The organism is Pectinatus sottacetonis, assembly GCF_015732155.1.
Taxonomy (GTDB): Bacteria; Bacillota; Negativicutes; order Selenomonadales; family Selenomonadaceae; genus Pectinatus; species Pectinatus sottacetonis.
Genome location: NZ_WIQK01000001.1, coordinates 203075 through 216128 on the forward strand (window position 1 = coordinate 203075; position 13054 = coordinate 216128).

The window sequence follows — 13054 nt, forward strand, 5'->3', positions numbered from 1 at the left end:
AAATGTTTTTACTTTTATTTTCTTATATCTTGATAATTAGTGTGCTGGATTTTTTAAATTAAGAATTAATACACCAATAATAATTAAACTTATTCCTATAAAGGTATATATATTAAAATTTTCTTTCCAAAATATAATAGCTATTAATAATGTAAAAACTGTTCCCAAACCAGACCAAATAGCATAAGCAATATTGAGTGGAATATAAATCAATGATTGGGAAAACATATAAAATGAAGTTCCCATTCCCATTATAAAAATAATACTGGGAAATAATCTCGAAAAACCAACTGAACTTTTTAGCATTGATGTAGAAAACACTTCACATACAATAGCTATACATAAAAGTACATACCCCTTCATTTTATATCCTCTTTAGTTAGTAAAAGTAAATAATTTGCTATTTGTTCCCAATTATCTTTTTCCAAATTCATTCCGAATAGCTGATTATAATATATCCCATCAACAGCAAGTCGAATCACTGTTGAAAGAATAGGATTTATATGATCATTTTCAATATGGTTTTGAACTGTTTTTAAATAATTAGCTGTAGATTTTACTAAATTAGGTTTTGTCGCAGCTACTGATAATAGAGCCGTATTTATTTCAAATTCATTATCCAATTGCTTGAATGTATTTTTAATATAAGCTCTTGTCCACCTACCAGCATTGTAAACATCATTATCTGCAGTATGTTCCACATCACTAATAAAATTCTGCATAAAAAAATCGTTTATACCTTTTATTAGTTCATCTTTACTAGCAAAATGATATAATAATCCACCTTTACTTACCCCTGCCTCTTTTGCAACTGCTGCTAATGTTAGTGCAGTTATTCCTTTAGAATTGATAACTCTTCCAGCAGCTTGCAATATTTTTTGTCGCGTATTATTAACATTTTTAGTATGCTTTCCCATAAATTACCTCCATGCTATTCATTATATACCGTCCAGTCGGTACAGTAAATATTTATATAAACAAACATAAAAAATGATTATATAATAAATGTGGAGGTGCTTTATGACAAATATTTTTGATGTTGCCAAACTGGCAGGAGTATCTAAATCTACAGTATCAAGAGTATTCAGCGGCAATGGATATGTTTCTGAAAACAGCAGGGAGAAAATATTGTTGGCCGCTAATGAATTGGGATATATCCCCTCTATATTAGCACGGCAATTAAGACGACAAAGTACTAAAACTATCGCTTTTATAGCTAAAACATATTATCCATCGGTAGGAGAATTAATAAATTATATTACTCACTTAATAAAAAAACATGGATATAATATAAGTGTTTATTTTACCAAGAATAAAGAAGATGAACTAAGATTATTAAATTTGTTTAAAATGCATGCTTATGATGGAATTTATTTTGTGGCAAACAGGAATGAATGGTCAGTCATAGAAAAATTTGCACAATATGGTCCAATCGTTACATGGAGAAGACTATATAACCAGCATATTTATTCGTCATATATAGACCATTATCCATTGTATAAGCAAATATTGAATTATGTATTAAATAAATATGGAGAAGTTAATATAGGACATATTTTAAACAGTAAAAACAAAAATAATACAAAAGCAAGAATCAAGGCTATTAAAGATATTAGTAAAAAATACCGCTCATTAATAAATGGCTGGCAGTCTTTTTATCCTGAACAAAGCAGAGCTGGTAAAAACGCGGCCGAAAAGTTCATAACGCTTAAAGATAAACCACAAGTAATTATAGCGTATTCCGATTATGTAGCAGCAGAATTTATTTCAACATTATCGGACCACGGATATGAGGTTCCTAATAATGTTAAAGTATTTGGCTTTGATAATAGTGATTACGGAAAGTATATGCAAATTTCAACGGTTGATACTTTTTTGAAATTACAGGCAGAAAATGGGATAAATTATATAATCAGTCGTATTGAAAACAAAAAATTTCAGGAGATAAATATCATACCTAAACTGGTTATTAGAAAAACATGTTAAAAAATATTTTTTTACTTGACATGGGAATATTCCCACAAACTATGATATTTGTATCATAGAAAATGATATAAAAGATGGGAGGTTGTAATTATGCAGTATCATAGTTTGGCATCAAATATTTTAAATTACATGGGAGGAGATGGAAATGTAAAAAAAGTTTGGCATTGCGCTACCAGGCTTAGATTTAATTTAGTTGACGATTCTAAGGTAAACAAAGATAAACTTGAAGAACTCGACGGAGTCATACAGGTAATATTTGGACATGAACAATGGCAAATAGTTATTGGAACACAGGTAGGTAGTGTTTATCATGAGTTAATGGGAATTTTAAATATTAAAGACGGTAATGAGCCAAACCAGGAAAACAATAAAAAACAAAAAGGAATTTTTGGATTAATCAATAAATTCATAGCATTTATATCAAGCTTATTTATGCCTTTTCTTGGAGCTATATGTGGTGCCGGTGTACTAAAAGGAATACTGGCACTTTGTATTACGATGAACTGGCTGAATCCCAAGAGCGGCGGTTATATTTTGTTAAATGCTGCCAGTGATTCCCTATTTTACTTTCTACCAATTTTTATTGCTTTCACTGCCGCTAAACAATTGAAAGTAGACCGTTTTGTTAGTATTTCTATAGCGGGAGTATTGGTTTATCCTTCAATAATAAAATTAGCCACAGACCATATAACGTTAAGTTTTTTTGGTATACCAGTAATTCCAATGGCCTATACTTCTTCTGTAATACCAATAATTTTAGCAATCTGGGTATTATCTTATCTAGATGTTTTCTTAAATAAAATAATTCCTAATAATTTAAAGTATGTGTTTGTTGCATTAATAGAATTGGTAATAATGGTTCCCCTGACATTAATTGTGGTAGGCCCTATCGGATCAACTATTTCTAATATGCTTGCAGGTTCAATTATGGGAATTTATGATCATGCAGCAATATTTGCAGGTATATTCATCGGTGGTTTATGGCAGGTAATTGTCATCTTTGGTTTTCACTGGATGATATTACCTTTAATTATGAGCAATATAGCTAAAATGGGACAAGATCCAATATTTCCTATTGCTTGCGCAGCAGTTTTATCACAGGCTGGCGCAGCACTTGGCGTTTTTTTCAGGACTAAAGATAAGAAAATGCGACAGGTTTCAGGTTCTGCTTTTGTAGCAGCGATTTTTGGCATTACAGAACCAACATTATATGGTGTAACGTTAAAATTCAAAAAACCATTTTATATTGCAATAGGCAGCAGTGCTATAGGTGGTGCCATAATAGGAATGTCTGGTGTTTATGCGCATGCATTTGCTTTTCCTAGTATTTTATCAATTCCTACTTATCTGGGACATGGTTTTTTAGGCGAAATTGCAGGTTTACTTGTAAGCTTTATCTTAGCAGCAGTATTAACCTATCTATTTGGATTGCCCGCAAAGAATGTTGATTCCACTACTAAAAAAATAACTGAAAAACTGATAATACCAGTTGAAGGAGAAAAATTACCTCTTTCGGAAGTTAAGGATAAAGTCTTTTCTTCTGGACAAATGGGGCAAGGCATAGCTATTAGGCCCAACAGCAATGAAATATTAGCACCAGTATCAGGTGAAGTTACAGCTACATTTGATTCTAAACATGCAATTGGCATTACTGATGAATTAGGAACACAAATACTTATTCATGTCGGTATTGATACCGTCAATTTACAAGGAAAGTATTTTAAATACTTTGCAAAAAAGGGCGATAAAATAAAACAAGGACAAAAATTAATAGAATTTGACAATAATAGTATATTACAGGAAGGTTATGACACAACTGTAATATTGATCATATTAAACAGTAATGAATATAATATTGCCGAAAATTATAATAAAGAAAGCACAATTGCAATTGAAATTAGTAAATTATAAATATTAAAGGAGATAAAATCATGAGTAATTTTCCAAAAGAATTTTTATGGGGTGGTGCAACTGCTGCTGATCAATATGAAGGCGCATTTAATGCCGATGGCAAATCTCTGTCTGTATCAGATATACTGCCGCTATCAGGCAACGGAAGGAAATGGGCTTTGGAACATCCTCTGGAAGCTGCTAAAAAGGATTATGGTTTTTATCCGGCCCGTGAGAGTGTAGACGGATATAATCATTGGGAAGAAGATTTAGAATTATTCGCGGATATGGGATTTTCAGTTTACAGGATGTCAGTTTCATGGCCACGCATATTTCCTGAATATGGTATGGATGAAGCTAATGAAAGTGGTCTGGAATTTTATGACAAGGTAATAGATAAAGCCAGAAAACTAGGAATGGATATTATAATGACTATAGACCATTTTGACACGCCATTATGGGCTACAAAAAATTTTAATGGCTGGGTTGACAGAAAAATGATTGCAGAATATGTAAAATTAGCCCAGACATTGTTTAACCGTTATAAAGATAAAATTAAATATTGGATAACTTTCAATGAAATTAATGCACTGCTTAATTACCCATTATTTGCTGGCGGTATCGATATTTCTAAATGTGAAAATTCGCTGCAGGCAAGATATCAGGCAGCACATCATCAGCTGGTAGCATCTGCTGAAGTTGTTAAATCTGGACATAAGACCAATCCAAAATTCAAAATAGGCAGTATGATTGCTGGCGTTGTAAATTATCCTAATACCCCTTATCCTCTGGATGCATTAGAAGCACAGGAAACTACAAGAAGATCTTATTTCTTCCCTGATATACAGGCAAGAGGCTATTATCCACTTTATGCCAAAAAGTTTTTTGAAAAAAATAATATTATTATTGCTGCTGAAGCAGGTGATGCTGAAATTCTTAAAGAAGGAACAGTTGATTTTGTTTCCTTTAGTTATTATTCCTCAAGTAATATTTCGACAGATACTAAAATAAAAAATCGTAAAACAGCAGGTAATTTTTCAGCCCGGAGCTCACATAATGATGGTGGGGTTGTAACCTGGGATTCTTCCAATGCAGTAATTAATCCATATTTAGAATCAAGTGAATGGGGCTGGGCAATCGACCCTGTAGGATTAAGATATCTGCTTAATGATTTGTATGATCGCTACCAAAAACCACTAATGGTCGTTGAGAATGGCCTGGGTGAACGGGATGAAGTCACCAGTGATGGAAAAATCCATGATACTTATAGAATAAAATATATGCGGGAACATATTGAACAAATGGGCTTAGCTATTGAGGATGGAATTGAACTATTAGGTTATACAACATGGGGGCCAATAGATATTATAGCTAATTCTACCGGTGAAATGTCTAAAAGATACGGATTTATTTATGTAGACCGCCAGGATAACGGAAAAGGGACAAACAAACGAATTAAAAAAGATTCATTTTATTGGTACAAAAAGGTAATTGAATCAAATGGTGCAAATCTAGCATAAATTCAAATACCAGCAATAAAAAATCTCCATATGCAAATAAAGTGCGTAAACCATAATAACGGTCTACGCACTTTATTTATATTACTATTTTCTTATTATTGTACTATTTCCGGTAAAAACATAAAGGTTTCTGGATTGATAATGTGATTAAAACACAAGGACGGCATGCCACCATGCTGCACCACTTCCTGCTGCATATTTTCAATGGCTATCGTAGCAGCATCCGATAAAGTCTGTCCCCGGCAGATATTATCGTAAAAGCGGGGCATAAACAAGCGTGATGCCACAGGATTGTAGCCCTTCTCCATGCCAATTACCGCATAAAGACGACCCATGTTCCCCAGATCACTGTCATCGAGCTTACTATTCAATGTAACCAGAGTGAGCGGCACAGCAGCTTCACGCAGTTTTTTCAGCAGAGAAATCCGGCTGCACTGGCCAGTTATCTCTTCTCCACGGGAAAAAATAAGCTGGTGTTTATCACTGCGCCCAATAAGATGTATCCAATCCGGCATTATTGTTTCAGCAGCAGCAATGGCTTCTGCCGGCTGTTCGCACACGACAGTATGTGCCACCACTCTGCCGGCTCCTGCCTGCCCGACTACCTGCGCAACTTTGTCAGCCTCATGCAGCTCATCAAGAGCATCCATTTTTATTATCAGCAGTTTTCGCTGTCCATCCATAAAATCATCCCTTATATTTTTATATACAGCCTTTACATTAGAATGAATATTCCAGTGTCATATAATATGTCCGGCCTTGCTGCGGATAAGGCACAGTACTATCAGCTTCTGGTGTTGTTCCAGGTCCAGCTTTCCACCAGTTATAACGCTGTCTTTGTTCAGGACCCCTATTGCCTACATCATTAATGCCCGTAATTAATTTTAGCTGTTTATTAACCTTGTACTTTATGCCAACATTCAGCAATCCTAATGGTGTATAATAAGTAGCTTCTCCAGCATTATTAAACCATGACAGTTTATCTACCCAGTAATATTCGCCGAAGATGCTGAGCTTATCACCCGGGAAGCGGTAATCAAGCCGAGCATTGACTGTCCAGGCTGGTGTCCATGATAGCGGCTGTCCCTGCCATGTCGTATAACTCATATTGGCTCTCGGCGTATAACCCTGCTTTACCAATGAGTTCTGCCATGTGGCCGCCAATAATAAATCATAGCGGTGCCAGTGCAGCTTATTGTTGAATTCCACACCATGCACTTCACCGGCTCCGTAGTTGGCGTACCAGGTATCACCCCATATAGGATTGAACATCAACGTCATAGTATTTTCCGAATTGCGGTGGAAATAGGTCAGTGTCGTATCATCATCTGCTCCCAGCAGCCTGCCTTTCCAGTTGAGTGATACATCCCAATTCTGCCCATGTTCGGCAAATACCTCTGGACCCCATGCTGCAATAGAATTGAATTCAAACCATCTGGATACCTGATAAAGCCCATCGCCAAACACTTCATACCAGTTAGGCATACGGTAATAAGTCCCATAAGTTGCCCAAGCTGTAAAATGCTTATCAAACTGTTTCTTCAGGGCAAGATTATAGCTGTTGAGCCAGCCCTTGCCTTCACGTACCGGGATACCGATACTAGCACGCTGCGACCGCACCAATGGCGTAAAGGTCAGGCTGCCGGAATCATCCAGCTTCATCGTATCCTGCAGCTGGAGATAATAATTACTCATATTATATTTAGGTAAAAACCAATCTTTGTATAGATCTTTGGCATAACCAGAAGAAAACTCATTATCAGTATCAAATTTTACATTCATGGTTTCCCTGCTGCCGCTCAGCAGGAATTCCAGCAGATGATTGCCCATCTTCCATGTACCATCGACAGAAGCATTGTAAATATCATTTTTAAATGTATTGGTGCCAAACATAAGCCCATTAGGCACCCCACGGCAATACAGTGATTTTTTGTTCTGGTGGATCATTCCCAGTTTCCAGCCCCATTCCAGATTACCGGCCTGCTGGCGGCGCCCAAACGATAGTTCTGTTTTTCTTGTATCTATAACACCATCCAGGAACGCTTTTGTTGAACTCCAAATGATGCCATACTGCCGCTTCTCTTCCGGCGAATCTACCAGAGGCCAACGAGGATTTATTGACTCTGGTTTATGAGTAGAATTATCAGTATATGCCACTTTTACAAACCAATTCTTATCCTGCCATTTTGCCAGCATGTTCTTATCACTATAGCCATTATTCTGGCGCCAGCGTTTACTAGGTATACCAGTTGGCCGATCAAAACCATAAGTATTAGGAAACAGATTATACTTAAAATCACCTTCGGCTTGTTCTTTGTTAAGTGCCAGCAGCAGGCTGCCATCACCAACAGGCGCAGTGGTTTCCAGATTGAACTTCTGGCCGCCGAAGGAACGGAGTCCATAGCTTATCTTCCCGCCGGTCTTAGTGGGTTTCTTCGTTACGATATTGATGGCTCCGCCCATCGCTGCCCCGGCAAAACGCGCCGGTATATAGCCGCGGTAGACCTCAATGCGTTCAACATTATCAATATTGATATTTTCCAAATTAACTGCTGACTCGCTGCCAGTATTGACTAATACACCATCTATATATATACTCACCTCGCTGGCAGAGGAGCCGCGCACCCGCACCGTGCTATAATGGCCGGTACCGCCGCCTGACATGCGGTCAATATATACTCCCGGTACAGTCTGTAGTAAGTCGGCCAGTGTTTTTTGTTCGCCTTTATATTTAGGCACATCTATAACGGATACTGTTCCCGGTGACAGCTTCTTTTCCCAGTCAGGACGGCCTGATTCGACTACGGTCGGCGTCAAGGCAAATTCAGACGCATTTTTTCCTGCCGAAACGGTTTCATCGACCGGTCTATTATTTGTTACTGCCTGTCCTGCTGTTTTTGCTGTCACTGCTGCCGGAGCTGTTCCTTTGACCGGCTGTACTACATCTGCGGCCGCGGCTGGTGGACTGATTTTAGAAACCGAGCCAGCCGTTTGTTTACTGCCTGCAGTATTAACTTTGCTATTGGCTGTTGTTCCTGCAATGGTATTTTCTGCCGTAGCATCTTTTCTGCTGCCGGTCTGCGCAGGTTTTACAGACTCAGCTGTGGCACCAGTAGTTTTCACCGGTGCCGTAAAAGCAGCTGGTACAGTTCCCTGTTTTTTCCGGCTGGGCGGGCCGCCCCAATGCCATGTTATACCACCATTTACCTGCCAGTCAGTATTGACTTTACCACCAAATGATTTAGTAACGCCGACCCAGCCGTCATGGCTATTGCCCATTTTAAAATTACTGCCCAGGGACACATCATACCAGGTGTCCCGGCCTTCAAGATTATTGATTTTCTGCGAAGCAAGAACGGGATCTGCCCCAATTTCCAGTTTTATTGACTCAGGCTGCATGGCATAAAACATGGCATCATTGCTGTTAAAGTCATGGTTGGCTGCCAACTTAAGGTAGGCTTCACCACTGTGGCTGCCCTGTCCGTATTTTTTGCCCAGGGTTATCCCGGCATGCCCGGTCAGCATACCAGTCTTGTCCTGCATGTATTCAAGGTCATTGGCCGTACGGAAATTATAGGCCCGTGTGACGCCATAGGACAGCCCGATCTGCGGTTCCATGAACCAGCCGTTATTTCTTGTTATATAGCGGCCATAGCGGGCACCGATGCCGTAGCTCTTGCTGATAAAGTCCTTGGTATAGGTATTATCATAGGAATCGGTATAGGCGTAGTTGTTGTCGACCTTGCTCCAGCGCAGCATGGTATCAAGGTAATGTCCCTTCTGCCCTTCCCAGAGCATATAAGCACCAAAACCGAGGCTGCTTACATTGCCGGAGCCGCTGTTATAGTCGGCACCGCCGGCATTCTGGGCACTGAAATCAGCCCCGGAATTAAGCTTGCTGACAAATACCCCTGTATGTACCCTGCCATTAAACAGCTTACGGCGGCGCAGCTTATCATAGCCGACCTGAAGGCCGCTGTAACTCTGGTTAAAGCTAGAACCCTGAATACCGCCAAAATTATATTTGCCATGCCAGTTATTGACATAAAAACCTTCCGGTGACTTACTGCCGGTACGGTCGGCAAAGCGGATATCGTCACCGTGCTTCCATAGTACATCATCTTCGATACGCCACATATTGCGGCTGGCCAGTGCCGCATTGGCCGCCGAGTAAGCCCCCTGGGAAAGATAATTCTGCCGCCGGGCTGTCCAGACCAGGCTCCACACTCTATGTGTAGTATAATCTACTTGCGGATTAGTTTCATCTTGCTGCACCTGCGTCTGCAGCAGATATTTATTGATGGCACCGTCAAGATGGTACTCGCCGCTGCCCGACACATTAAATTTATCCATTGTGGCAGTATCTGAATTGCCTATAGAAAAGATACCAGGTATTCTGTTCTTCAGCATGGCTGCTGTCTGGTGATCCCATGGATAGTAACAATTAGATCCAACCATTCCTTCACCAAAATGATTGCCGATGATATAATGCAGTGTAACATTTACGGTTGGATATTCAGCTGAATTAATTATCTGCGGCGCATCCAAATCTATAAGATCATTACCACCCATCCTATGATACATATCAAAAACAGCTGTTCCCATATTAAGCCGAAAAGCAATATTGCCTTCAAATTTACCATTATCTAATGACAAATCTCGCTCTGTATTAAAAGAGGAAGAGGTTGCTGCCGACCAGGGATCATAGCCGTTTTCCTGAGTATAACCGTTGGCAGCACTGTATTTATATGCCAGGTCTATCATGGAACCGGAATGCATGGTTAAAGCACTCGCATAAATTGCAGACTTAGCATCCAGCGGACGCCATATTCCCCCATTTAAAATATTAATAGGTTCGTTATATCTGGAAACCGGTGGTCCGCCGGTCTGTGTATTTCTGGCATAGGTAGTATAATTACCTCCACTCGTGATATCATAAGTTCCGCTTGGGTCGGCATTTATTCCCCAATTTATGTAATTGGCATTTTCTCCATTTATTACCAGCTGATTCCATGCCTCACATGGTGCGGTATAAGTAAGCAAAAAAAGAGCCAGGGGATATAATACTATATATTTATTATTCCTTTTCAAAATATTTCTTCCTTATTGTTATTATTATAAAAATAAGCAGGGACAAATCCTTTGCCCCTGCATTCAGTCAGTGACCCGGTTATTTGCCGGCATAGGAACTTATAAAATCATCATATTCATCCTGGCTCATCCCGGCACGGGATACCAATACCGGATGGACAAAACCACGGACAGACTTAATAGCACGACTGCCGCGGCGGGTAACGGCCGGCATCGCCAAGGAGATTGCATTAAAGGCCGGAGTACCATCTGTCCAGCCAGAGGCCGTAGCGGCATCGATAGCGCTGCCGGAAATACCGCTGGCATCATAGACACCCAGTGTATCACCCAGCATGCCCCAGACCTTGCCCAATTCGTCGGCCGGCAATAATGCCCACAGATAACCGTTGACAGTTGATATGCTGACATTACTAATCAATGTAGCTGTATTGTACAATAAATCATCACCCGTCAAATCGGCTATATTGGCATGCCATAAATGACCGGTGAAAGCAAAATTGCTGTCGTAAGAACCATTTATGATATAAGCCGTACCATCCTCAAGAATGGCCAGTGAACGGATATCAAATTTATCATTATCGTATTTTGAATCAGTTTCTGTTGAATTGGCCGGCCGAACGAGATCAGTCACGGTAAGGCCGGTGGTGACCTTTTGAATACGTGAAGTATAGTTCCATTTCCACGAAGTCTGGTTCCACTGCGCACCGCCCAGAGCCGTCACATAGAAGCTGCCGCCATAGTACTGCAAATCAAAGACATTCGGTGCCAGGCTGGCACTCGGACCGCCGCCGCTGACCGGTGTCAGCGTGCCGGGATCGAGCTTGACAATGATACTGTTATAGTAAGTATAGTTCGCCGGATTAGATGGCGAACCGGACAGACTATACTGCTGGGCTGCGGCATAAACGTAGTCAGTGCCTGATTCAGTATTAAATACCGAGTCGACACTATGGGCTTTTGCTCCTGATGTTGTCGGTACAAACTGATAATCATGGCTGTCCAATGTCAGGGTTTCGGCTCCGCCGCTGACATCGTGAATAAGCTTGAATATACGTCCGTTATCATTGTTCACTCCGGTATAGTCAGCACCGTAAAGTGTGCCGGCATCAGTCCCGCCCGGTGAATTGATGCTGTAGATATTGAGCAGCGGAGTACCATCATTGTATTCATAAGCCGACGAATTTTCCGCGACTGTTTTTGTCCAACTGCTGGGATCATACACGGAAAGCGTACAAAAAGTCTGTTGATAGCTTGAATCATAATTTCTTTCTACCAGCAGCACCCTGATACCGGTGCCGCTGCCGCCGTTAAAGTAAAAGGCGATAGGATCGGTATTAGTGAACTCAGTCCCGCTCCCTGATACAGGAGTATACGCCGGTGTGCTGGTGCTGCTGGAAGTAATCAGGCGCAGACGCCCCTTGTTTGACAGTGATGTAGCAAAATTATAAAATGTTGCCACTACAGTTGAAGTAGACATAAAAGACCCTTCTTTCTACATAAACAACTAAAATTTGACTGTTCTAACATTGAAACATGAATCATTTTTCACTATAATATTTTTTCACTGCTCCTTTCCCTCGTGGACAAAAAATATCATTTGCAATAAAATTTTTATCCCCCCTTTTTCCTTGACAACAGCATTGTGGTTTATAAAAAACATCTGGTGAAATTGAACTCCTGAAACTTTTATTTTATCCTCCAGCCTCCTGAACAGAACGGTTAAAGGCAAAATACTTAAGTGAAAACTACTGTTTTACTTTCTGAATAACAGCCGCCGTAATATCTGTACTGCTGTAAGTCGTTACTGCAGCCTCAAGCACGACAGCCACACCTGCGTCTGCCGCGGCTGCTTTTACGGCTTTCTGTATTTTTTCCCGCACGGGTTTCAGCAAAACATCTTCTTTTGCGCTTTCTTCCCGTCCGATAGAAATACTGAGTTCCCGGCGTTTATCTGCTGCCATGCCTTTACTGCGCTGGTTATAGTCATTCTGGGCAGCCTTGCGCATATTTTCCAGTTTCTGCAAAATAGCATCAATGCCCGGATAGCTGGCTGTAACCTGCTGTATATCTACTATGGCAATTTTTTCTGCCGGAGCTGCGCGCACTGAAAGCGGCATGAGTATTCCCAAGGCCAGAAACATTGCCGCCATAATGGAAATGGTGTCTGTTATTTTTCTCATATTTTCCCTCTTATCTATAATTTAATAATTATTATTTATTTATACCAGTATTGCTAATCTCCCGCAAATATACTGGTGCGGGATACTAAAATTCTATGGCAATAAATACCGGCAATAAAAAAACTCCCTTGCGGGAGTAATTGCGCTCACAGAAAAAACTGTTCCACGTAATCTCCTCCCCATGCCTCGCAGGTCAAGCGGTGATCGTTAAACAGGCAGTTCTCCTGACTTCGGTTCATAGCTTACCGCGCCTTCCCAAAGCAGCTGCTTCAGTGACGTATTTTGCGGATTGCTCCCCGTTACAGTGGCGGGACCGTGCCGGCTTTTCACCGGACTTCCCTATTAAGCCCCGAAGGGCACCTGTTTCTCTATATTAAGTTTTGTCTG

Annotated in this window: 9 protein-coding genes and 1 riboswitch; of the genes, 3 read left to right on the forward strand and 6 right to left on the reverse strand. The window is 40.3% G+C overall.

Going from position 1 to position 13054, the window contains the following annotated elements; genetic code table 11:
- Positions 1–36: 36 nt before the first annotated feature.
- Together I6760_RS00885 and I6760_RS00890 are read right to left on the reverse strand one after the other, a co-directional pair.
- On the reverse strand, positions 37–363 hold the full coding sequence (locus I6760_RS00885; protein WP_196592650.1) for a DMT family transporter: 327 nt from the start codon (positions 361–363) through the stop codon (positions 37–39).
- Positions 360–917: a TetR/AcrR family transcriptional regulator gene (locus I6760_RS00890; RefSeq protein ID WP_196592651.1), complete on the reverse strand. Its 558-nt coding sequence runs from the start codon at positions 915–917 to the stop codon at positions 360–362. Before I6760_RS00890 ends, I6760_RS00885 begins: the two co-directional genes overlap by 4 nt.
- Positions 918–1020: 103 nt before the next feature.
- Here I6760_RS00890 and I6760_RS00895 point away from each other — a divergent pair, with 103 nt between their 5' ends.
- The 3 genes from I6760_RS00895 (at position 1021) to I6760_RS00905 (ending at position 5396) form a co-directional block, all read left to right on the forward strand.
- Positions 1021–1986, forward strand: coding sequence for a LacI family DNA-binding transcriptional regulator (locus tag I6760_RS00895; RefSeq protein WP_196592652.1), 966 nt, complete (start codon positions 1021–1023; stop codon positions 1984–1986).
- 90 nt (positions 1987–2076) lie between these two features.
- On the forward strand, positions 2077–3897 hold the full coding sequence (locus I6760_RS00900; protein ID WP_196592653.1) for a beta-glucoside-specific PTS transporter subunit IIABC: 1821 nt from the start codon (positions 2077–2079) through the stop codon (positions 3895–3897).
- A 20-nt stretch (positions 3898–3917) separates the two neighbouring features.
- Positions 3918–5396, forward strand: a complete 1479-nt coding sequence (locus tag I6760_RS00905; RefSeq protein ID WP_196592654.1) for a family 1 glycosylhydrolase — start codon at positions 3918–3920, stop codon at positions 5394–5396.
- Between the two features lie 95 nt (positions 5397–5491).
- Here the strand turns inward: I6760_RS00905 and I6760_RS00910 are convergent, their stop codons facing one another.
- From I6760_RS00910 to I6760_RS00925, 4 genes are all read right to left on the reverse strand, one after another.
- Positions 5492–6079 (reverse strand): hypothetical protein, encoded by a 588-nt coding sequence (locus I6760_RS00910; RefSeq protein ID WP_196592655.1) that lies wholly within the window; start codon positions 6077–6079, stop codon positions 5492–5494.
- A gap of 37 nt (positions 6080–6116) precedes the next feature.
- A complete protein-coding gene (locus tag I6760_RS00915) occupies positions 6117–10487 on the reverse strand; it encodes a TonB-dependent receptor domain-containing protein (RefSeq protein ID WP_196592656.1) in 4371 nt (1456 codons plus the stop codon).
- A 79-nt stretch (positions 10488–10566) separates the two neighbouring features.
- Positions 10567–11964, reverse strand: a complete 1398-nt coding sequence (locus I6760_RS00920; protein WP_196592657.1) for a hypothetical protein — start codon at positions 11962–11964, stop codon at positions 10567–10569.
- 268 nt (positions 11965–12232) lie between these two features.
- Positions 12233–12667 (reverse strand): hypothetical protein, encoded by a 435-nt coding sequence (locus I6760_RS00925; protein WP_196592658.1) that lies wholly within the window; start codon positions 12665–12667, stop codon positions 12233–12235.
- 197 nt (positions 12668–12864) lie between these two features.
- Positions 12865–13046: riboswitch (cobalamin riboswitch) on the reverse strand.
- Positions 13047–13054: the final 8 nt, after the last annotated feature.